Origin of the sequence: Kitasatospora sp. NPDC051914, from assembly GCF_040680995.1 — a bacterium.
Taxonomy (GTDB): Bacteria; Actinomycetota; Actinomycetes; order Streptomycetales; family Streptomycetaceae; genus Kitasatospora.
Window position 1 is genome coordinate 26327 of record NZ_JBFAXX010000058.1, and the last position, 20954, is coordinate 47280.

Here is a 20954-nt window from a genome sequence, read left to right on the forward strand (position 1 = left end):
AGGGCAGCCGCCATGACAGGCCCGGTCAGACTCGCCGTGCTGTGCGGCAGCGCGGCCACTCCCTCGTCCACCGAGCGCCTGCTGCGCCGCGCGGCGACGTACACCGAGTCGCTGGGCGCGCGGGTGGACTTCTTCGCCGGTGAGCGCCTCCGGCTCCCCCTGTACGGGACCCCGGGCGCGGCGTCGGACGGTGCGGCACTGGACCTGGTCGCGTCCGTCGCCGCGGCCGACGGCCTGCTGGTGGGATCGCCCTGCTACCACGGCTCGGTGTCCGGGCTGTTGAAGAACGCGTTCGACCACCTGGAGGAGCTGCGCGACCGCTCCGCCCCGTACCTGGACGGCCGGGCGGTGGGCTGCCTGGTGGTCGGCCAGGGCGCCCAGGGTCCGGCGAACGCCCTGCGGGCGCTGCGCGACATCGTGCACGCGCTGCGCGGCTGGCCCACCCCGCTGGGCGTCACCGTGGACGGCCCCGTACTCCGCGCGCCGGCCGACCGCGAGCTGGAGGCCAGGCTGGAACTCGTCGCGCGCCAGGTGGTCGCCTTCGCCGAGGCCCGCCGGGCCGTCACCACCGACGCCGGGCGCGGCGTCACGGCGGTGTCCCGCTCGGCATGACCCGCTCCCCGCGGCCGAGCGACACCGAACAGGTACCGGCCGACCACCTGGTCCCGGGTCCGGCCGGCCCGGTGCAGGAACACCTCGGCTCGTCCGGTGGTCCGCGCTCACGACAACGGCCCTGCCGAACCTCCGGTTCGGCAGGGCCGTCGCTCCGCACGCTTCACGTCGCTCCCCGCGCTGTCGCGGACGGGCCGCCCCTCAGGTCATGACCGGTAGCGGTAGCGGATGCGGCCACGGGTGAGGTCGTAGGGGCTGAGCTCCACGAGCACCCGGTCCTCAGGAAGGATCTTGATGTAGTTCTTGCGGATCTTTCCGCTGATGTGGGCGAGCACCTTGTGCCCGTTCTCCAGCTGCACGGTGAAGGTGGCGTTGCGCAGGCACTCGACGACGGTGCCCTCGACTTCTATGCCCCCTGCTGCTTTGGTCATTGGTCCTCACTTCTGCGTCGGTGATGGTGTGGGCGACGTGCTGGGGCGGTCGCCGGCGCCCTGTGGTGCGGCCGCGGGTCAGCGGCGGACGAGCTCCAGGGTGCTGCCCCGGCGCCGGGCGCCGATGCCCGCGAGGAGCGCGGCGGCGGCCGTGTTGGACGCGTCCACCTCGGTCCGGGCCCAGGCCGTTCCGGCCTCGTGGAGTGCGCCGAGCGCGTGGGCCAGCAGGGCCCGGCCGATGCCGCGGCGCTGCCGGTCCGCCCGGACGGCGATCAGCCCGATCCGCGGCAGCCGCAACGGCGCCACCCGGACGAGGCCCACGTACCGGCCCGCCTCCTGCGCCACCGCGTACTTCGACGGGTCGACCACGGTGTCCCCCACGGGGCGGGGCAGGATCTCGGCCGGCATCCTCCGCCAGCCGAGCGTGGCCTCGACCTCGTCGCGGACGATGCGGTCCAGGGCGCGCAGCGGGCCCTCCTCCGCGGAGCCGGCCGGGAGGATCGTCACGCCTTCCGGGCACCGTACCGGGCCCAGTCCGGTGATCTGCGGATCGGTGGGCACGAGGTGGTCCCACTCGCGGCGGGCCGGTGTGAAGCCGAGCCGCTCCCAGGCGGACGCCGTATCACGATCGGCTTCGTCGACCAGGGTGTGGAGCGGTTCCGGCAGGTCGGCCAGCATGGCGTCGGCGATGCGGTCGAACGCGGAGCCGTGCCACGCGTCGATGCTGACGAACAGCCGTCCGTCGGGCCGGCGCGCCGCGTCGCCGCTGCCGACCGGCAGGTCGTCCGCGACGGCCTGCCACTGCGTCTCGGAGATCCGGGCGACCCGGACCGCAGGGTCGTCCCCGGCCGGGGTGGAGTGCAAAGGATTCATCGGTGTTGCCTTTCGGGAGTGCCTTTCACCAGGCGCTCCCGGCGACACCTCGATCAGTCGCCCGCCGCAACGGAGATGGGGAGCACCCACACGGATACAGCCTTCACGGGTGTCACCTCCTCCGGTCTTCTCACGGCTGCGCAGACGTTACCAGCAGGCCCCGCCGAGCCCAACCGGTTTTCCCACCGTCCGGCACGCCCGCGGTGCACCACCCACCGCGCCTCCCGTCCTCGCCTGCACCCTCGCTTCCCCGCCACCCGCCGCAAGCGCGTGGCAGGAGATGTCCGCCGGGGGCCGGGGCATCAGGCCGTCCAGGCCTTGAGCCGCACGGCGACCTCACGAACCGGCAGCCCTTCCCTGGCCGCGCGCGCCAACGGAAGAACACCTTCGAGCCCCGGCCTCACCGGGAGGCCGCATGCCGCGAGGTAGGCGGCGGTCACCGTGGCCGCGTACAGGAGGTTGCGGGCCTCCAGGCTCGGGTTGCGGGCGAGCTCGCACAGCAGGGCCGCAGCCTTGTGGTGCGCCTGCGGATACACCTCCTGGTCCAGCAGCTCGGCCCGGTGCCGCGCCTCGGCGGCGATCGGCACCCCGTAGTCCACCACCTGCGGATCCCCCGGGATCTGCTGGGCGACCGCGAGGATCCACGCGAGGTCGATCTTCAGATTCACGCGGCGTTCCGCGAAGCCTCGTCGGCGGCTGCCGGCAGGCCGGGGTAGCGGTCCTCGCCGAACTCCGCCTCGAAGGCGTCCGCGTAGGAGGCGATGAACGCCTGCGCGCCGGCCATGAACGCGGCCCGGGACTCGTTCACGTCCTGCTCGATCAGGTCGGCGAGGTAGCCCTGCAGGCTCAGCCCCCGTCGCTTGGCACGTTCCTCGGCCGCGGCGCGGAGCCCGTCGTCCAGCCGGATGTTCGTCTGCTTCGCCATGCGAAGATGCTAACAGCCGATACCACCCACTAGCAGTGGAACCCGAGCGGCCCCGGCGTGAGCCGGGCAGGCTGCGCCGGCGGGGTGCCGGCTGCCGGCGCAGCCTGCCGTTCCCTTTCAGGCGGTGGCGTCCGCCAGCCACAGATCGGGGCCGAACACCTCGTACCGGATGCGGAGGGCGGGCACCCCGGCGCGGAGCAGTTGTGCGCGGGCCTCGCGCATGAAGGGCAGGGGACCGCACAGGTAGACCCGGGCGTCCTCGGGCAGTTCCGAACCGGTCAGGTCCATCAGACCCGGGTGGGCGTCCGGCTCGTCGGCGCCGGGCTTCTCGTACCAGAACTCGGCTCGGCAGTCGGGCAGTCGGCGGAGGAGCTGCCGCGTCCGGGTGCGCAGTGCGTGCGCGCCGGGGGAGCGGTCGGCGTGGAGGACCGTGACCGGGCGGGTGGAGCGGGACGCCACGAGGTGCTCGAGCATGCCGACCATCGGCGTGCAGCCGATCCCCGCGGAAACCAGGACCAGCGGGTCGTCCGTGTCGTCGAGGACCACATCGCCGAACGGAGCGGACAGGGTGAGCTCGTCGCCGATGTGCACCGTGTCGTGCAGCAAAGCGGACACCTCGCCGTCGGGCGCGCCCTGGCCGTCGACACGCTTGACCGTGATCCGGCGCAGGTCGTCGCCCGGCGCCGAGGAGAGGCTGTACTGGCGCAACTGGCGTACGCCGTCGGACATGCGCACGCGTACGCTGACGTACTGGCCCGCCTTGGCGGCCGGCGCGGGAGCGCCGTCGGCGGGACGGAGCAGGAAGGACGCCGTGTCCGGGGTCTCCTGGACGCGTTCGACCACCGTCCACCGGCGCCAGGTGTCGCCCGGCTCGACCTGGGCCCCCTGGTACAGGCGCGCCTCCTGGGCGATGAGGGCTCCCGCCATCAGCCAGTAGACCTCGTCCCAGGCGGCTGCGACCTCGGGGGTGACCGCGTCGCCGAGCACGTGGGCTATGGCCGCGAACAGGTACTTGTGGACGATCACGTACTGGTCCTCGGTCACACCCACCGAGACGTGCTTGTGCGCGATACGGTCCAGCACTGCCTGCGGGTAGGTGTCGGGATGTGCCACGAGAGCGGCGGCGAATGCAGCGATGGAGCCGGCCAGTGCCTGTCGCTGGGCGCCGCTGGCCTGGTTGCCACGGTTGAACATCCCGTCCAGCAGCTCCGGGTGGTCGCCGAACATGGTGGCGTAGAAGCGGGTGGTGATGTCGTCCAGGGCTGCTCCGACGGCGGGCAGGGTGGCGCGGATCACGACGGCCGAGTCATCGGAAAGCATGAGTCTCCCCCGGAAGTAGAGGTTTCGAAGGCTTCTGACTGCCTTGTCGCAGGGCACTCCTTGTCTATCAGGAGGGAATCGTCGGCATGGCGGGCCGAAGGTCCCGGTCGGTTCCCCGTTCGGCCCCGATCTGTCGGCCGTTCTCCGCGCGAACCGTCGATGCGGCAGGACCTTCGGAGCGGGATGACTCACGCCCGACCGACGCCGATCTCCGACTCGGGTCACCGGGGCAGGAGGGGACCGCGCCACCGACCGTGCATTCAGGCGGGTGGGGCGCCGGTCGCGCGGTCCCTCTCGCGCCCTATCGGTTCCACGAATGCCAGAGGGCCGCGTAGGGGCCGTTGTCGGCGACCAGGTCCTCGTGCGGGCCCACCTCGGTGAGGCGGCCGTTCTCCATCACGGCGACGCGGTCGGCGTCGTGGGCGGTGTGCAGGCGGTGGGCGATCGCGATGACGGTGCGGCCCTTCAGGACGGCGGCCAGGGCGCGTTCGGTCCGGCGGGCGGCCGTCGGGTCGAGCAGCGCGGTGGCCTCGTCCAGGATCACCGTGTGCGGGTCGGCCAGGACCACCCGGGCCAGGGCGAGTTGCTGTGCCCGGGCGCCGTCCAGCCGGTGACCGCCGGCGCCCAGTTCGGTGTCCAGGCCGTCCGGCAGCTCGTGCGACCAGCCGACGGCGGCCAGGGCGGCGAGCAGTTCGCTGTCGCCGGCGTCCGGCGCGGCGATCTGCAGGTTGTCGCGCAGGGTGCCGAGGAAGACGTGGTGCTCCTGGGTGACCAGGACGACCTGGCGCCTCAGTTGGTCCGGGTCGAGGCCGGCGATCGGGACGTCGCCGACGGTCACCGTACCGGTGCGCGGCTCGTCCATGCCGGCCAGCAGCCGGCCGAGCGTGGTCTTGCCCGAGCCGGACGGGCCGACCACGGCCAGCCGCTCGCCCGGACGGATCGTCAGGTCGACCCCGTGCAGTACGTCGTCCCGGCCGTCGTAGGCGTAGTGGACGCCGGTCGCCTCGATCCGGTCGTCGACCGGTGCGGCCGAGCGGGCCGACGGGATCTGCGGGGCGTCGGCCAGTCCTTCGACCCGGGCGAAGGCGGCGCCGCTGCTCTGCAACTGGTCGATCCAGATCACGATGTTGTCGAGCGGCGGCTCCAGCTGGCGGACGAAGAGCGCGGCGGCGACCGCCGAACCGAGGGTGACCATGCCGTGCGCGTGCAGGAGGCCGCCGGTCAGCAGGACCACCACCACCGGAACGGTGTAGGAGGCGCTGACGATCGGGAAGAAGACGTTGCGCAGGAACAGGGTCCGCTCGCGGGTGCGGCGGCACTCCTCGACGGCGGCCTCGCCCGCCGCGATCCGGCGCTCCTGCAGGCCGAGCGCCTCGACCGTCCGGGCGCCGGAGGCGGTGGCGGCGAGGACCTCGGCCAGTGCGGAGTTGGCGGCGCCCTCGTCGAGGTAGCCGGAGCGGGCCCGGCGCAGGTACCAGCGGGCGCCGGACCAGACCCCGGCCATTCCGATCATCCCGCAGGCGCCGAGCAGCGGCTGGACGGCGATGATCGCGCCGACGACGAAGACGATCTGCACCAGGGCGACGAACACGTCCGGGGCGGCGTCCCGCAGTGCGGTGCCGACGGCGGCGACATCGGTGGTGCCGCGCGTGGTCAGGTCGCCGGTCCCCGCCCGTTCGACGGTCGCCGGGGGCAGGGCCAGGGCGCGGTCGGCGAACTGCTCGCGGACCCGCGCCGAGGTGCGTTCTCCGAACCGGTGGGCGACGTAGCGGGCCTGCCGGGACAGCAGCAGCTGGGCGAGCGCGCCGGCCACAATGGCGAGCGCCAGCAGGTCGACGGTGCGGGTGCCGGCGCCGGCCGAAACCTCGTCGATGATCCGGCCGAGCAGCCACGGGCCGGCCAGCCCGGCGAGGGCGGCCAGCGCGTTGAGGGCGAGCAGGGCGGTGAAGCCGCGGACGTCCCGGCGGATCAGCGTCAGGGCGGCCCGGCGGACCGCGGCGGGGCCGGCGACGGGGAGACGGGCGCTCATCGGACGGTCTCCTCGGCGCGGAGGGAGGTCGGTACGGCGGTGTCCCCGGCCTCGGCACGGCGTGGTGCCGACAGGGCGGTGTCCTCGGCCTCGGCACGGGAGACCAGGGCGCGGTACCCGGGGTGGTCGCGGAGCAGGTCGCGGTGGCGGCCGGTGGCGGCGACCCGGCCGTCGACCAGGTACTGCACGGTGTCGGCTTGGTCCAGCAGGAGCGGCGAGACCCCGGTGACCAGGGTGGCCCGTCCGGCGCGGGCCAGGCGCAGGCCGGCGACCATCGCGGCCTCGGTGTGCGCGTCGACGGCGGAGGTCGGTTCGACGGCGAGCAGCACCTCGGGGTCGGCGGCCAGCGCCCGGGCCAGCAGCAGACGCTGCCGCTGGCCGCCGGACAGGTTGCGGCCGTCGGCCTCGATCGGGGAGTCCAGGCCGTCCGGCAGCCCGCGCAGGACGTCGAGGGCGGCGGCGGCCTCCAGTGCGGCCAGTAGTGCCCGGTCGTCGGGCCGGTGGCGGCCGGAGAGCACCTCGCGCAGCGGGCCGGCGAAGAGGGCGGCCTCGTTGTCCGCGACCAGGATCCGGTCCCGGACGGCGGACAGGGCGAGGGAGTCGAGCCGGACGGTGCCCCACTCGGCGGCGGTCTCGGCGAACCGGCCGAGCCGGTCGACCACGGCGGCGGCGTCCTGCGGCCGGGCGCAGGCCAGGACGGTCAGCCGGCCGGGGAGCAGTTCGACACCGGAGTCCGGGTCGCGCAGCACGGCGGGCGAACCGGGTGCGTCGGCGCCGTCCGGGCGGGTGCCCGGGTCCAGCGCCAGGAAGCGGACCACCCGGGCGGAGGCGACCAGGCCGCGGCTGATGTCCTGCCCGCTCTCGACCAGGAACTGGACGGGGAAGACCAGCACCGCCACGTACCCGTAGACCGCGATCAACTGACCCACCGTGATGTCGCCGGTGGCTGCGAGACGGGCGGCCAGCCACGTCACCGCGGCGAGGAACAGCGTGGGCAGGCCGACCCCGAAGGACTGCAGCCAACTGGTCACGGCACCGACCCGGTAGCCGTCGGCGCGCAGCTCCTGCGAATCGCGCCGGTAGCGTTCGGCGTAGGTCTCCTTGCCGCCCAGGCCGTTCAGCACCCGCAGCCCGCCCGCCATGTCCTCGAACCGGGCGGCGAGCCGGCCCTGCCGTTCGCGGTAGCGGGTCTCCGCGCCGCGCAGCCGGCCGAGCAGCGGCCCCACCAGCACCGCCATCAGCGGTACACCGAGCAGCACGACGACGGCGAGCAGCGGGGAGACGGACAGCAACAGGACGGCGACCGTACCGATCGCGATCAGCGAGCCGACACCGGGGCCGACGAAGGTCAGGGTCCGGGCGATCTGGCCCACGTCACCGATACCGATGGTGACCACCTCGCCGGAGGTGACCAGCCGGGGCAGGGCCGCGCCGAGCCGGACGGACTGCCGGACCACCACCCGGACGGTGCGGAAGGTGGCGTCCATCCGCAGCCTGGTCATGGTCCGGTGGCGCAGCATGCTGATCCCGGCGTTCAGCAGGCCGGCCACCAGGATGGCGGCGGTCCAGCCGACCAGCGCGCGCGGGCGCCCGGCCCGGAGCCCGTCGTCGACGGCGCGGGACAGCAGGTACGGCTGCAGGGTCAGCATGAGCATCCACGCGACGCTCAGCACCGCCCCGGCGGCCACCCGACGCTTCTGCCTGGCGGTCAGCCAGCGCAGGTAGCGGGCGGCGCTGCGGATGTCCGGCGTCCCCGGATCGTCGTTCAGATCGTGCACCGCCGCACCCTACTTGCAGCCCCCCGCGCGGAGCTCGGCGGGAATCGTCGGACAGGGCTCAGCCGAGGACGAGTTCGTGCTCGACGGACGACTCGTCGCCCGGAACGGGGACCGAGCGGCCGCTGCGGGCGAAGCCGATCTTCCGGTAGAAGGCCTCGGCCCGCTGATTGTCCTGGTGCACGTAGAGGCGGACACGGGAGACCTTGGGCTCGTCGAGTTCGTGGGCGAAGACGATCGCCGCGTCGAACAGGGCGCGGGCCAGGCCGGTGCCACGCTGCTCCGGGCGGACGAACACACCGACCAGGTGGGCCTGGTCGACGTCGACCGGCCCGCCGAAGACGTCCTCGCGGCCGGCCCGCTCGATCAGCACCGTCACCGATCCGTCCCAGCCGCCGTCCGTCCGCTCGGCGACGAACTGCTGGACGATCATGTCGCCGCGGGAGCCGGACGCGCGCTCCTGCCAGAACTCGTCCGGCTTGGCGACGGCGTCGTCGTACGTCTCCAGGAAGGCGATTCCCGCGACCGGGTCCCGCAGCGCGTCCAGACGCAGTTCCTTGACGTGCTGCCAGTCCTCGACGGTTACGGCTCGTATGACGTGACTCATGTGCTGATCCTTAGTGCACGCGGAGAGCGGGGCAAGCGGATTTCGGGCTGCCGCACTCCGCCGTGCTGCTACCCGCCGCAGTTCGAGGCGGACGCGGGTCGCGCTGTACGAGTTGCGGCCCGAATCGACGATCAAGCAGGGCGCCGAGGACCTCGGTATCAACCCGGAGACGCTCCGGAACCGGATTCGGGCGGCAGGCCACTGATCTTTTGCTTTCGAGGTGACAGGTGGGGTGGCGGGGTGTAGGCCGGTGGTATGCGGTACCCGGATGGTGGTGGTCTGACCGCGCGGGAGCGGGCCCGGCGGGAGCGGGTGCGTCTGGAGGCTGCCGAGATGTTCGAGCAGGGGATGCGCCCGCCGCAGGTGGCCCAGCAGTTGCGGGTGTCTCGCAAGTCGGCCTACGCGTGGCAGGCGCGGTGGCGCGGTGGCGCGGTGGCGCGGTGGCGCGGTGGCGCGGTGGCGTGAGGGCGGCGGGGCGGCGGCGAGGGCGACTGGGCACTGCGGCGGAGGCCTTCCGGGTCGGCGAGGCGGGCTGGGCGGGTGGGTGGGCCGTGCCGGTCCCCGGCCGGGTGCAGCGGGCCGGGGACCGACGTGAACTCTCGTGCGGGGCTGGATCAGACGACCCGGCCGGACGCGTTGTTGTTCTTCAGCGAGGAGTTGAGGTTCACGCTCGCGTACGGTGCGACGGTCTGACAGGCGACGCTGCAGTCGTAGCCGCTGTTGTAGTAGACGCGGAAGTTGCTGGCGATCCAGCTGTCCACCGCGGCCGCGTGGTTCTTCACCTCGACGCCGGAGCCGCTGGAGCCGTTCGCGCCGCCGCTGAAGTACTTGCCGGCGTAGTTCGAGACGTCGCCGGTCTGGATGTAGACCGCGCCGTAGCCGTAGCTGCTGGAGTTGTAGTACAGGCAGACCTGACCGAAGGTGCAGTCCTGTGCGGGTGCGGCCATCGCCGGCGCCGCGGTGGCCAGCCCGACGGTGAGAACGCTTCCGGCCACGGCGGCCGCGGCGACGAACTTCTTGACGCGCATGTCGTTCCTTCCTTCGACGGCGCCGGGATGTCCGGCGTCCGTTCGTTGGGAGGGCCCAACCCTCCTTGGGGTGGCGCATGAACGGGTGCTGCGTTCCGTGCCGGAGGCGGCTGCCCGGACGCGGGCGCGCCTTCCCGCTGTGGGCAGCCGTCGGCCGTATCGTCGCTCAAGCGGGGCGGTGTCCGTTTCGCCCCCTTGGTGCCCGGCCCGGCCGTCCTCCCCCCTGGCGGCCGGGCCGTGTCGTGCCGGCCGGTTTCGGGGCGGTGGGATCCGGGCCGTGGCCGACCGGTGGTCGTGGTGCTGTGCACGGCCTGCCCCGGGGTGTCCCGCCGCCCGGCACAACGGCCCCCGCTGCGGTCCGGGCCACCGCCTGCGGCGGGCCGGCGTCCTTGGTGTCCTCGTCGAAGCTGCGGCAGCCGGGGCTCGTCCAGGTGCGCCGATGGGTGTCCACCGGCAGGGTGCCGGGGTTTCGAGCTGCTCGGCGGCGGCGATCTGCCGAGGTCGGACGGGGGTGCGTGGGTGCGGCCGCCCGCCGGGCCGCACGGCCGCTGGCGGGAGCGGCTCGTCGTCGGCGGTGTCGCCGAGTGCCCGCCGCAGTGCGCCGGGCAGGTTCGCGGCCGTCCGGCGGCGCAGGGCTGTACGAGGCGGTGGCGGAGCCGGGAGGGCGAGCCATGGGCCGGATCTGTCCGGTCGTCACCCCGGGGCAACGGTGTGCCATCCGTACCGGTTGCGCCGGTCCTCGGGGGTCGGGCCTGTGCGGCGCCGTCCTGGCCGACAAAGTGCCGGTACACCGACAGTCGTCGGCCTGGCCGGGCAGTGGGGTGCGGGGTGCTGCGACGGGCCCGTCCGGTCCGGGGCAGGGACACCGCCCCCGGCTGCCGGCGGCGGCTGCGCCGCCCGCGGGCCTGCTCGCCGGCAGGGAACGCCGGTGAGGTGCTAGAAATCCCTGGTGGACGTTCCCTCCGAGCCCTCGACCCTGCGCGTGTTCGTGGCGCTGGCTCCGCCCGACGACGCCAAGGACGAACTGGCCCGGGTCCTGCAGCCCGCTTACGCCCAGTACCCGCGGCTGCGGTGGAACCGGATCGAGGACTGGCACATCACCCTGGCCTTCCTCGGTGAACTGCCCGCCACCGCAGTGCCGTTGCTGCGGCCGGTACTGGCCGGCCTGGCGGCGTCGCACTCCGCCCTGCAGCTGGGCCTGCGAGGGGGCGGCCACTTCGACGAGCGGCTGCTGTGGGGCGGGATCGACGGGGACCTGGAGGGACTGCACCTGCTCGCCGCCGACGTCCGGGAGCTGGTCAGGTCCTGCGGGATCGGGTTCAGGGATCGCCCGCTGCGCCCCCATCTGACTCTGGCGCGGTCCCGTCGCGACGATCCCACCAGCGTGCCGCGTGCCGCGGCCGGGCTCGCCGGGTTCGTGGGCCGGCCGTGGCGGGCCGAGCGTCTCCACCTGGTCGGCAGCAACATCGGCCGTGGGCCCGGGCCGATCCGATACCGAGACATCGAGGCGTGGCGATTCGGCGCCGCGGTCCGGGCCGGGGACGACAGCGCTCCCGCCGAGCCGTAGCCGCCGGGCCGGGTACGGGTACGGCCTGGTCTGCACCGGGACAGGCATCGGCCCGCCCCACGAGCAGGTGCGGGGCGGGACCGCTCTCGTCGGGCGGATCCGGCCGTGCCGACCGGGCGGTGCACGGGGCGGGGTCGTACCTCCCGGTCCTGCCGGCCGTGTGAGTGCTGCGCCCGCCGCACCCCCGAGCGCTGCGGGTCCCCGGCCGGGCGTCTCATCCTGTCCGGTCGGGGACCCGCCGGGGCGTTCGGCGCTCCGGCGGGTCAGGGGTCGCCGGCGAGGTCCTGGCCGTCGACATCCCGGTACGCAGGCGTCGCGCAGCCGGCAAGTCCGGGGCGACGTTCCCACCTTCAGCCACCAGCCCCGTCCCGGGCGGTGGTGCTCCTGTGCCGCCGACGGTCCGCCGAGGCCGGGCGCTGCGCCCGGCCTCGGCCGGTCCGCAGAGAGAGCGGGGTTGCCGGCAAGCGGCAGGGATCAGTGGGGAATCGGGACCGGCACGATGTCGACGACGGCCTCCTCGGCCGGCGCCGCGACCCTCGCCCCCACCTGGCCCGCATCTGGCCCGCCGCAGCCGAACGAGGCTGACGGACGCCCGCCCGCCCGTCGCGCAGGTCGGGCGCGGGTCAGCCGGCGAGGCGGTCCACGGTCTGCAGGTCCGCCAGTGCGGCGCGAAGACGGGCGCCCAGGTCGGCGTCGCCCAGTTCGTGGTGAGCGACCGGGAAGAACAGCGCGGCGGGCTTGTCGTACCAGGTGATCCTGCCGCGGTCGGCACGGCGGACGAAGACCAGGGCGCCGACCTGGCTGTTGAGGATCGTCGCCTCGACCTGGGCGAGGGCGGTGACGCCCCGGGTGGTGTCCTCGAGGAACCAGGTCTGCACGAAGTTGCGGCTCTGTTCGGCGTGCGGGACGGTTTCGCCGTGCACCTCGACGTCGGTGCACCGATAGCCCTCGGCGAGGAAGGCGTCCAGCACCGCCTCGTGCAGCGGTGCGGCGGCCACGTGCAGGAAGTCGGTGTCCCGCACCTCGCTGTGCCCGTCGGTGTTCAGCGTGGTGATCAGCGAGAGGTTCGCGCCGGTGGAGCGGTCGCCCAGTTCGGTGATCGGGCACTCCCAGGGCAGACGTACCCGGAACCCGACCCGCCGTTCGGCGCCCGGGGCCACCTCGAACCACTGGTGATCGGGATAGCAGTCGACCACGCGGCCGGTGCGGAGCGCCAGGTGCCGTTCGCCGGACGACTGCCCTGGGGCTGCTCCTTCACCGAGGTCGGCGGTCAGGCCCTCGGTGTGGACTTCTCGCTGCAGACCCGAATCAAGCTGAAGGACAGCCCGACCGAGCTCGTCGACCTGGACTTCCTTCATGTGGAGCCGCTGCCCGTGGTCCAGGCCGTGCTCGATGCGTTCGCCGAACTCGGCTACCTGGAACGGCACTCCGAGGTGATGGACGGCCGCATCGCCGACACCGAGCAGTATCTGCACGTTACCCAGACCGTCTTCGTCACCGACCCCGGCGGCGGTCGGGGGGACCTGTCGGCGCTGGAACTCGCCTTCCACACCAACCCGGTGGGCACCATCTGCCACGTCCGCCGGGCCGCGCAGGCCGTGTACACCTGGGAGGACAAGCCCGACACGGTCTGGTTCCCCGCCGCCCACCACGAGGTCGGCCACGCGGATCTGACCGCCCGCGCGGCCAAGGCCCTGGCGGACCTCGAACTCCACTACAGCCGTCCGCCCCGCAAGGGCCGCCGCCGACCTTCCGAGGAGGACTAGGGTTTGTTGCGAAAAGTGGATCAAGGTTGCGCACGGTCACGTGCCGTGGCGTGGGGATCCGAGGGATCGACAGTGGGCTCGGTGGATCGTCAGGGTCCCCACCGCGCAGTGAAATTCCGGCAGATCAGGGGTTTTGTCCCTGCCGGGAACCGGGGCGCCAAGACTGGAATTCAGGGTCGTGGGGCTCGTCTGCAGGTTCTGGGCGGTGCCGACCCGCCGCCGTTCAGGGCGGGCCGTCCCGCCTGCAGCGCCCGCCCCGACCATCGAGGAAACCGCCAGATGCCGAAGGGCACCACCGGGCCCGGCCGCTCCGACACCGTCGGCGGAGGCCTACGCGGACGCCCCCGACGACGCGGTCGAGACGCTGGCGCCGATGAACCTTGCCCGCGCCAACCACGGCACCCCGCCGGTGCACGGCCAGGTGTGGATGCTGCGCTGTGCCTCCCAGGTGGACCGCGCCGCCCTGCAGACTCCCGTGCTGCCGGCCGGCACCGGCGACGGATCTGCCGTGCCGCCGGGCGCGCGTGGCTGCGGATGAGCCCCGTCGAGCCGGCGAACGAGTCGAGGGAGATGGATCGCCGGGACGGCACCCGGAGCGCTGCTGGGCGGGCCCGCCACGGCTGCGTCCGACACTGCGGCCGCCGGGTCGGGTGCGGCGGGCGGTCGGCGTTCGGTCGATCGTGGCGGTTCACGGTGTACGGGGTGCATCGCCAGTCCTTGAACGGGTCGCCCACTCACCGTTCCAATGGCCCGGACGCAACCGTAGGCCGGCCGGGTGGCGGATGAGCCGTGGGCCGAGACGGCGCAGGCTTGCGAGGCTCTCGGGTCGGGGTGCCCGCGGTGCGAGGAAACGGTGGATTTCACCGTGTTCCGCGAGCGGTACCGAACCGTTGCCCGCAGCCGTGGCCTCGTGCGTTTTCTGGCGGCCGGAGTGCTCGTCGTCCTGGCCGGCGAATTGCTGCTGACGGGCCGCACGACGGGTGCGGCGGTCGCGTTCGTCCTCGGCTCGCTGTCCGCGGCCTCGTTCGGGTGGGTCGTATTGCAGTCCCGTTCCGGTTCTGGTGGACCGGTGGCCGTCCTCCACTGCCATCACTGCGAGGTCCGGTACAGGCTCTGAATCGTGGTTGCCGGGTCCGCGGCGGACCGGGGTGCGGCGTCAGCGAGCGCCGAGTCGATCCTGCCTCCGACCGGTTGCACGGCCACGACTGGAACGAGTTCACCGCCTTGGTCGTTTGAACGGCCGTGCACGCCAAGCGCTCGAGCCCGGGGAAACTGCTGCGGAAGCCCGAGGCATGTCTCTATGGTCGTTCGCGGGCCGAACGAGGACAGCGGTGAGATCCCGAGTGGAGGTTGAGCGACCGTGATCGACATCGGTGTCCTGCGCGAGGAGGACCGCCGCACCTGGGAGGTGCTGGCGCGGGGTTATAAGGACTTCTACCGCACCCCGGTGCCGGACGAGGGGTACGAGGAGACGTGGCAGCAGCTGCGGCTCGGTACGGCGTTCCACGGCATCGGAGCCTGGTCGGACGGGACGCTGGTCGGCATCGCGCACTATCTGTTCCACCCGACTTTCTGGTTGGGGGACAGCTGCTACCTCCAGGACCTCTTCGTCGACGAAGCCGCGCGGGGCAAGGGTGTGGCGCGCAAGCTCATCGAGGAGGTGGCCGGGGTGGCGCGGGAACGTGGCGTCTCACGTCTCTACTGGACCACGCAGGAAGGCAACATCGCCGCCCGTGCGCTGTACGACAAGGTAGCGATCTTCAAGGGGTTCATTCGCTACGACTACCCGCTGACCTGAAGCTTGGTGCGGAAGGCCGTGGGTGGGCATGCCGGAGTGTGCTCTGATCTGCTGGTTCATCGGTTGAGGGCAAGGTTGTGCGTGTGGCCTGCGGCCTGCACCGTGTGGTGCAGGCCGTCGCCTTTCTGATATGCGGCGTGTGGGTTGCAGTGGTGGTGCGTCACCTGTTTCAGCGCCCCGGTGTGCTGGTTGGTGCTGGTGGCGTGGTGGTGAAAGACGGTGTCGTTGCCCGGTGAAGTTTGGTTGTCGCCTGTTATGACGGGGTGGTTGATGGCTGCTGGCAGATGCCCTTGTCGGACGTGAGTGCTATGGCAGGGGGGCCGAGGTCGCCGTCGATGACGGCCTCGGTGATCGGGGGACGGTCCCAGAGGGCGAGGATCTCGTTCACCAGGGCCACGACCGGGCGCGGTTCACGGCCACGATCGCCCCCGCCCGGGAGGGCGACAGCGACCCCGAACCGGCGAACAACCACCGGCCGACCGAGTTCACCGCGGACTGTGTCCTTCCGGTCGCGATCGACATCGAGCCCCAGGGCGCCCTCCCCAGCCCGGTGACCGTCCCGCGCGGACTGGTCACCGTCGGAGTGCTGACCACCGCCGCAGGGGAGTACGGACTGCCGCTCGCCTTCGACGCGACCCGCATCCAGGTGCCCACCGTGCGCTTCGGCCCGCCCCGGGTGGTGTTCGCCGGGCCGGGCGGCAGCACCGAACCGCACGGCCAGGGTCATCCGGTCGACGTCGTCGAACACACCGACACCCCCGACACCGAGGTGAAGGACGGAGACCTCGACATGCTGCTGCACTTCGACACCGAGACCTCCGGCCTGCAGGCCGGCGACACCGAAGCCTGCGTCAAGGACTCCTGCACCGACCCCGCCGACGGCCGCACCCACCGCTTCTTCGGCTGTCGCCCGGTCCGCGTCCTGCCCTACTGAACCGCACCCCGACCCGGCCCGTGCCCGCCCGGGCGGGCACGGGCGCCGTACCGCTGGTGGCCGAGCGCCGCCCCGACCGGCCGGTACCGCCGCCGATGGCTGGTACCGCCTCGATCGGGGCGGTTGTGCACCTGCTGACCACCGCCAGGGCGGAGGGCCTGAGCCTGTCCTTGATGAGCGGTGTGCTGTCCGGTACCGCCTACCGCCTACCGGCCCGGCGGCAGGGCCGGCCCGTGGCTAGCGCAGATGCCGGGTGAAGAACTGGGTCGCGGCGTCCCCCTCGAACTGCGGGACGCCGGTGTGCCCGCCGAGATTCGCGTGCAGGGACTTCTCCTTGGAGCCGAAGGCGTCGAACAGGTCCAGGGCCGCCTGCCGGTCGTTCCCTTCGTCGTCCCACTGCAGCAGGACGTGCAGCGGAATGGTGACCTGCCGGGCCTCCTCGAACACGGCGCGAGGCACGAAACTCCCGGCGAACAGAACGGCGGCCGAGATGCGCGGCTCGACCACCGCCAGCCGGATGCCGATGGAGATCACTCCCCCCGAGTACCCGACCGGGCCGCCGATCTCGGGCAGCGAAAGGAGGGCGTCCAGGGCGGCCTGCCATTCCGGGACCGCCTTGTCGACCAGCGGGAGGACGAGGGCGTCGACGATTGCGTCACTGACCGGCTCGCCGGCCTCCATCGCCCGGCGCAGGTCGGCGCGGGCCTGCTCGACGGCGGGCCAGCGGGGCCGGTCGCCGCTTCCGGGGAGCTCGATGGTGGCCGTGGCGAAGCCCTCCGCCGCGGAGTGCCGGGCCCGGGCCACCAGTCGGGGGTACATCTTGCGAAGCCCGAGGGGAGGGTGGCCGAGCAGGATCAGCGGCGCCGGTGCGGACGTGGATCCGGGCGTCCACAGGATGCCGGGGATCTCACCGAGGGTGAATTCGCGCTCGAGGACGCCGTCGTCGAGGCGCTGTTCGGAAGTGAATTGCACGGTCGTGCCTTTCGGGAGGGCTCAGAGACGGCGCTCCCGGACGACGACCTATCGCCCGACCGTGACCCCGGAGGGGAGCACCCATGTCGATACTGCGTTCACGGGTACCACCTCCTCGTTCTCTTGCACGGCCTCCGGAAGTCTAGTGCCCTGCGCCGGAGATCCGTCGGCAGAATCGGGCGAGAGAGTCGAGGATCTCGTCGGCGGTCTTGGTCCAGGTGAACGGTGTGGGGTCCTCGTTCCAGTTCCTGACCCAGTTACGGATGTCGCGTTCGAGGGCTTGGACGTTCTTGTGGGATCCGCGGCGGATCATCTGGTCGGTGAGGAAGCCGAACCAGCGCTCCACCTGGTTGATCCACGAGGCCTCGGTCGGGGTGAAGTGCATGTGGAACCGGGGATGTTGTGCCAGCCAGGTACGGATGGCCGGGGTCTTGTGGTTCCGTAGATGCCCCTATTGTTTCGTCAAGTTACAGAGGCCGTCGTGGTGGTCCCGCTCGTTGGTTGGATGAGCCGGTAGAGCTCGCGCGCGACGTAGCGCTTGAGGCACCGGATGATCTCTCGCTTCGAGAGGCCTTGGGCGGTGCGGCGTTGAAGGTACGCCTGGGTGCGTTCATCCCAGCGTATGCGGGTCATCACGATGCGGTAGAGGGCGGCGTTGGCCTGCCGGTTTCCGCCTCGATTCAGGCGCCGGCGTTGGGTCTTGCCGGAGGACTGCTCGACCGGGCCGACCCCGCACAAAGCCGCGAAGGACGCCTCATCGGTAAGCCTGTCGGGATTGTCACCTGCGGCGATGAGCAGAACGGCTGCGCTGTCGGGCCCTACGCCCACGAGCTCCAGCAGCTGCGGCCGGCAGGTCCGGACAGCCTTCGTCGTGCGCCGGGTGAGCTCTTTGACCTCCTCGGACAGGTTCTGAACCCGGCGGGCGAGCATGCGCAACGTGAAGACGGCTGCGCCTTGGTCGCCCGCCAGCTCCGCGCACGTGGCGATCAAGGCCGTGTTGGTCAGGCCGGCGAGCAACTCGCGCAGGTCGGGGTCGACGGCCAGGAGGACGGCCTTGAGCTGGTTCATCGCCTGCGTGCGGGCCTTGACTGCCGACTCTTTGGCCAGCCGCAGGACGCGCATGTCCGCCGCGGGTCCGTCTGCGGTCTTCGGCGTGGTCGTGGCGCGCCCGGACAGGACTGCGCGGGCTGCGGCGTCCGCGTCGATCGCGTCGGTCTTTCCGCGCTTGCGCCGGGTGGCGCGGTCGGGCTGGTTGACCTCGATGACCTCGATACCTTCACGACGCAGGACGCGTGCCAGTGCGGCTCCGTAGGATCCGGTGCACTCGACTCCTGCGCGGTTGAGAGCGCCGAAGGACCTTGCCCAGGCGACCAGTTGGCGGTATCCCAGAGCCGTGGTCGGGAACTCCTGGTGCGCGAGCGAGGCTCCCAGCGAGGTGATCACCGCGGCGACGTGCACGTCCTTATGGGTGTCGACTCCGAGGACCACCTCCTCCGAGACAAAGGATCGCTGCACGGGGAGGCTCGGCTGGGGCATGCTGGTGACGGTCACGGGGCTCCTCGGACTGGGGCTGGTGGCCGATGCCGGTCCGGCGGGCGGTCAGGACTGTGACGGTGCTTTGTGCGGCAAAGCCCCTATCGGGACACGTCCACCGGGCTGGCGCCGGCGAGAGCCGCAGGGCGCCGGAGCCGACAGATCTACACCAAGGCAGCTGACGCCAGTTGTCGCACGGGTCAGGCTCCGGCTCCCTGCGGCACCCCATGATCCTCACAGTTGTCACAGATCAGGTGGATGCCGAGGCCGTCCGGGACCTCCTGGTCGATCTTGACGAGGAACTTCTTGAACTCCGTCGCGCGGTGCCGACGGTGCAGGGAGGTGATGACCTTCCCGCTGCTGGTGTCGAAGGCGGCGAACAGGGTGGTCAGTCACGGCAGCTGTAGTTCGTGATCTGTGATGCGTTGCCGCTGGTCAGCGCGCGACACTCTCGGTGACCGTGGCGGTGGCCGTCGCGGTCACGGTCGCGGCGGCCGTGCCGGCGGTGTGGTGACCGGGGAGCACCTGCTCCCGGTGCCGCATCCGCAGGCGGTGGCGAAGAGTAACACCGCGGCTCCTGCCGCGCCGCAGGCCATCCGGGTCCGCATGACCGACCACCTCCCGCAGGTCGCTCCTCCCCAGTCTGCGCCCACCCGTCCGAGGTGTCGTACGCACGGGCGCGGTACGTGCGCTCCGGGCCCGTCGCTTCCGGCGGTTCGCTACAGTCTGCGCAGGATTCGTGTGGGGGCACGCAGCGCGACGGGGGGTCAGCCGTGTCGAACTTCAACCGCCGGGGCAGCCGCAGCAGAACAGGCATCGGGCTGCTGCTGGCCACGCCGATGATGGTCATCGCCGGGATCTGGTTCGCCTCCGGGCACCGGAGTGAGGGCATCAGCTCGCCTACGCCGGGCCAGGAGGCGTCGCCCAGGATGGTGGCCGTCCTCGATCTCAAGGTCGGGGACTGCTTCTTCGCGCCCTCCGAAGGGGAGACGACGCGGGCCTCGTTCGGGCCGGTCACGGTGGTGTGGCGGGTCCCGTGCGGCCGACCGCACCGCGGGGAGGTCTACGCGATCGCGGAACTCCACGGCGCGACCTACCCCGGCGGGGAGTCGGAGAGCTACCGGGAGTGCGAGAAGCTGCGTCCCGGCTACGCGCTGGACGACTGGGCGATCCCTGACAACGTCATGCCCAGCCACATCGACCCGGACCGGACGGGCATGCAGAGCCCCGGCAGGTCCATTGCGATCTGCACGTTCGACATCACGGGCGGGATGACGTCGTCGCTGCGCCAGGACCGGTCCCGACTGACGCCGCAACAGCTCGCCTATCTGGAGGCCGAGGCCCGTCTCCTCGTGGATGCGGCCCTCGTGCCGGCCACAGCCGTGGAGCGTGCCCCGGACGCCTACCGCGCGTGGGCCGGCACCCTCCTCCAGTCGGGGACCTCGGCGGTACAGGTCCTGGAGTCCTGCCCCTGGGACGGCAAGGCCCAGCAGCCGGTGGCAGACCGGGCGGGCGAGTTGAGAGAGCTGCTCCAGCATCTCCGCGCGGCGCAGCAGTCGGCTGACACGGCCACACTGCAGCGTGAGGTGTCCGCCGCCCAGCATTCCATGAGCAGCAACACGAAGAAGGCCGCGGTCAGAGCCTCGCTCGGCCTCCCGAGCGTTCCTCCGACCGTCCCGGGTGCCATCACGCTCGGCTCCCCCGCTCCGACCACCGGGGCCGCGGCCTGAATCCTCCTCGAGGGTAGTGAACTGACACGGCAGGTGCAGTTCGTGATCTTGGCGGTTCGCCGGTTATGCAGTCGCGGTAGCGGTGGTCTCGTTCCAGCGGCGGTGGCAGGCCGCTGCGCGGTGCTGGTGGCGGCGGCGCCAGCACGACCAGTGCAGGACGTGGGCCAGGTCGCGGCGGGGCTCGGGCAGGACGGTGGCCCGCAGCAAGGTGAGGAGTCCAGGGCGGGTGAGCGGGATCAGCTCGGCTTCGGGCGTCGGGCCCGCGGAATGGGTGCGGGCGAGGGCGACGGCCAGCAGGGCAGCCGCGACCAGGCTGACCAGACTCCAACGCATCCATGAGTTCCAGCAGGTCACCTGGCCTTCGTCGAGTCGTGTCAAGGACTTCGCGGCGGCGAAGTCCTCCTCGACGCGCCACCTGGCGCAGACCGTCGCCACGAGGTCGGCCAGGGCGACGGGGGTGATGGAGTGGCAGCGGCAGAAGGAGAGTTCGCGCGTGTAGCGGTGGCGGCGGACCAGCAGGAAGCCGTGCCCTTCGTCGTGGCCGGGCGGCGTGTCGTCCGGCACGATCTCGATCATTGCCCAGTCGTAGTGGCGGTCGCCCTTGGTGCCGTGGCCGGTCCGGAGCCGCTGCCAGGCTCGTCGGGGCAGTCGGGTCAGCAGTGCCGCGGCGGTGAAGGTCCCGGCCGGGGTGGCCACGCGGTGGTCCTTGGGGACGGCGATCACGTAGTCGTAGCCCAGCTCCCGGACGGCCAGCCGCAGTTCGCGCCCACCATAGACCTCGTCGGCGGCCACCCAGCGGGCCGGCAGCCCCGCCTCGCGGACGCGCTGAAGCATCGCGGCGGCCAGCTGCGGCTTGGTCGCGAACACCAGCTCGTCGGGCACGCCGGTCAGCTCGCGGCGCTCGTCGTCGGCCGCCCAGTCCTTCGTCAGGTACAGGGCCCGGTCCAGCAGCGCGTGCCCGAACCGGCTCGCGTAGGTCAGGTGGACGGCGACCTGGCACAGGCCGATCCCGCCCAGGGCTTGTATCTGAATAACTGCCAGGTTCGATCTTCCT

Annotated in this window: 23 protein-coding genes and 2 pseudogenes; 10 read left to right on the forward strand and 15 right to left on the reverse strand. The window is 72.2% G+C overall.

Going from position 1 to position 20954, the window contains the following annotated elements:
- The first annotated feature begins 12 nt into the window (after positions 1-12).
- Positions 13-612 carry an NAD(P)H-dependent oxidoreductase gene (locus AB0M03_RS30640; RefSeq protein ID WP_363497242.1) on the forward strand — a complete coding sequence of 200 codons (600 nt, stop codon included), beginning with the start codon at positions 13-15 and terminating at the stop codon, positions 610-612.
- A gap of 206 nt (positions 613-818) precedes the next feature.
- On the opposite strand, the gene infA is transcribed toward AB0M03_RS30640, so the two are convergent.
- From infA to AB0M03_RS30680, 8 genes are all read right to left on the reverse strand, one after another.
- A complete protein-coding gene (gene infA / locus AB0M03_RS30645; RefSeq protein WP_363497245.1) occupies positions 819-1043 on the reverse strand; it encodes a translation initiation factor IF-1 in 225 nt (74 codons plus the stop codon).
- 78 nt (positions 1044-1121) lie between these two features.
- The gene (locus tag AB0M03_RS30650) at positions 1122-1916 is read right to left on the reverse strand and encodes a GNAT family N-acetyltransferase (protein WP_363497248.1); all 795 of its coding nucleotides are present in this window, start codon (positions 1914-1916) and stop codon (positions 1122-1124) included.
- Positions 1917-2218: 302 nt separating this feature from the next.
- Positions 2219-2584 carry a hypothetical protein gene (locus AB0M03_RS30655; protein WP_363497251.1) on the reverse strand — a complete coding sequence of 122 codons (366 nt, stop codon included), beginning with the start codon at positions 2582-2584 and terminating at the stop codon, positions 2219-2221.
- Positions 2581-2841, reverse strand: a complete 261-nt coding sequence (locus tag AB0M03_RS30660; RefSeq protein WP_363497253.1) for a hypothetical protein — start codon at positions 2839-2841, stop codon at positions 2581-2583. The genes AB0M03_RS30655 and AB0M03_RS30660 overlap by 4 nt, the downstream gene beginning before the upstream one ends.
- 117 nt (positions 2842-2958) lie before the next feature.
- Positions 2959-4161 (reverse strand): globin domain-containing protein, encoded by a 1203-nt coding sequence (locus AB0M03_RS30665; protein ID WP_363497256.1) that lies wholly within the window; start codon positions 4159-4161, stop codon positions 2959-2961.
- A 301-nt stretch (positions 4162-4462) separates the two neighbouring features.
- Positions 4463-6190, reverse strand: coding sequence for an ABC transporter ATP-binding protein (locus tag AB0M03_RS30670; protein WP_363497259.1), 1728 nt, complete (start codon positions 6188-6190; stop codon positions 4463-4465).
- Positions 6187-7968 (reverse strand): ABC transporter ATP-binding protein, encoded by a 1782-nt coding sequence (locus tag AB0M03_RS30675; RefSeq protein ID WP_363497262.1) that lies wholly within the window; start codon positions 7966-7968, stop codon positions 6187-6189. Before AB0M03_RS30675 ends, AB0M03_RS30670 begins: the two co-directional genes overlap by 4 nt.
- Positions 7969-8026: 58 nt before the next feature.
- Positions 8027-8572, reverse strand: a complete 546-nt coding sequence (locus tag AB0M03_RS30680; protein WP_363497265.1) for a GNAT family N-acetyltransferase — start codon at positions 8570-8572, stop codon at positions 8027-8029.
- 255 nt (positions 8573-8827) lie between these two features.
- On the opposite strand from AB0M03_RS30680, the gene AB0M03_RS30685 reads away from it, so the two are divergent.
- Positions 8828-9037, forward strand: a complete 210-nt coding sequence (locus AB0M03_RS30685; protein WP_363497268.1) for a helix-turn-helix domain-containing protein — start codon at positions 8828-8830, stop codon at positions 9035-9037.
- 149 nt (positions 9038-9186) lie between these two features.
- Here AB0M03_RS30685 and AB0M03_RS30690 read toward each other — a convergent pair whose 3' ends face one another.
- Positions 9187-9600: a hypothetical protein gene (locus AB0M03_RS30690; RefSeq protein WP_363497271.1), complete on the reverse strand. Its 414-nt coding sequence runs from the start codon at positions 9598-9600 to the stop codon at positions 9187-9189.
- 949 nt (positions 9601-10549) lie between these two features.
- Between AB0M03_RS30690 and thpR the strand changes: the two genes are divergently transcribed.
- Complete coding sequence (gene thpR / locus AB0M03_RS30695; protein WP_363497274.1) at positions 10550-11167, forward strand: RNA 2',3'-cyclic phosphodiesterase; 618 nt, start codon at positions 10550-10552, stop codon at positions 11165-11167.
- A gap of 623 nt (positions 11168-11790) precedes the next feature.
- On the opposite strand, the gene AB0M03_RS30700 is transcribed toward thpR, so the two are convergent.
- Complete coding sequence (locus AB0M03_RS30700) at positions 11791-12363, reverse strand: sporulation protein (protein WP_363497277.1); 573 nt, start codon at positions 12361-12363, stop codon at positions 11791-11793.
- Here AB0M03_RS30700 and AB0M03_RS30705 point away from each other — a divergent pair.
- The 6 genes from AB0M03_RS30705 to AB0M03_RS30730 all read left to right on the forward strand — a co-directional run bounded on the left by AB0M03_RS30705 (position 12340) and on the right by AB0M03_RS30730 (position 15665).
- The gene (locus AB0M03_RS30705; protein WP_363497280.1) at positions 12340-12933 is read left to right on the forward strand and encodes a sporulation protein; all 594 of its coding nucleotides are present in this window, start codon (positions 12340-12342) and stop codon (positions 12931-12933) included. The two genes, AB0M03_RS30700 and AB0M03_RS30705, sit on opposite strands and share 24 nt — an antisense overlap.
- A gap of 373 nt (positions 12934-13306) precedes the next feature.
- On the forward strand, positions 13307-13471 hold the full coding sequence (locus AB0M03_RS30710) for a hypothetical protein (RefSeq protein ID WP_363497283.1): 165 nt from the start codon (positions 13307-13309) through the stop codon (positions 13469-13471).
- 315 nt (positions 13472-13786) lie between these two features.
- A complete protein-coding gene (locus tag AB0M03_RS30715; protein ID WP_363497285.1) occupies positions 13787-14050 on the forward strand; it encodes a hypothetical protein in 264 nt (87 codons plus the stop codon).
- Between the two features lie 243 nt (positions 14051-14293).
- The gene (locus tag AB0M03_RS30720) at positions 14294-14731 is read left to right on the forward strand and encodes a GNAT family N-acetyltransferase (protein ID WP_363497288.1); all 438 of its coding nucleotides are present in this window, start codon (positions 14294-14296) and stop codon (positions 14729-14731) included.
- A gap of 83 nt (positions 14732-14814) precedes the next feature.
- Positions 14815-14967 carry a hypothetical protein gene (locus AB0M03_RS30725; RefSeq protein WP_363497291.1) on the forward strand — a complete coding sequence of 51 codons (153 nt, stop codon included), beginning with the start codon at positions 14815-14817 and terminating at the stop codon, positions 14965-14967.
- Positions 14968-15281: 314 nt separating this feature from the next.
- Complete coding sequence (locus tag AB0M03_RS30730) at positions 15282-15665, forward strand: hypothetical protein (protein ID WP_363497292.1); 384 nt, start codon at positions 15282-15284, stop codon at positions 15663-15665.
- A 237-nt stretch (positions 15666-15902) separates the two neighbouring features.
- Here AB0M03_RS30730 and AB0M03_RS30735 read toward each other — a convergent pair whose 3' ends face one another.
- The 4 genes and pseudogenes from AB0M03_RS30735 to AB0M03_RS30750 all read right to left on the reverse strand — a co-directional run.
- On the reverse strand, positions 15903-16637 hold the full coding sequence (locus AB0M03_RS30735) for an alpha/beta hydrolase (protein WP_363497294.1): 735 nt from the start codon (positions 16635-16637) through the stop codon (positions 15903-15905).
- A 142-nt stretch (positions 16638-16779) separates the two neighbouring features.
- Positions 16780-17073, reverse strand: a pseudogene (locus tag AB0M03_RS30740) (transposase); the annotation flags it as partial.
- A gap of 26 nt (positions 17074-17099) precedes the next feature.
- Entirely contained in the window at positions 17100-18188 is a 1089-nt protein-coding gene (locus tag AB0M03_RS30745) for an IS110 family transposase (RefSeq protein WP_363497296.1), read from the reverse strand.
- Positions 18189-18409: 221 nt separating this feature from the next.
- Positions 18410-18559 (reverse strand): annotated as a pseudogene (locus AB0M03_RS30750) (IS630 family transposase); the annotation flags it as partial.
- A gap of 384 nt (positions 18560-18943) precedes the next feature.
- On the opposite strand from AB0M03_RS30750, the gene AB0M03_RS30755 reads away from it, so the two are divergent.
- Positions 18944-19900 carry a hypothetical protein gene (locus tag AB0M03_RS30755; RefSeq protein WP_363497298.1) on the forward strand — a complete coding sequence of 319 codons (957 nt, stop codon included), beginning with the start codon at positions 18944-18946 and terminating at the stop codon, positions 19898-19900.
- Positions 19901-19963: 63 nt separating this feature from the next.
- Here the strand turns inward: AB0M03_RS30755 and AB0M03_RS30760 are convergent, their stop codons facing one another.
- Positions 19964-20941 carry an IS701 family transposase gene (locus AB0M03_RS30760; RefSeq protein ID WP_363497304.1) on the reverse strand — a complete coding sequence of 326 codons (978 nt, stop codon included), beginning with the start codon at positions 20939-20941 and terminating at the stop codon, positions 19964-19966.
- Positions 20942-20954: the final 13 nt, after the last annotated feature.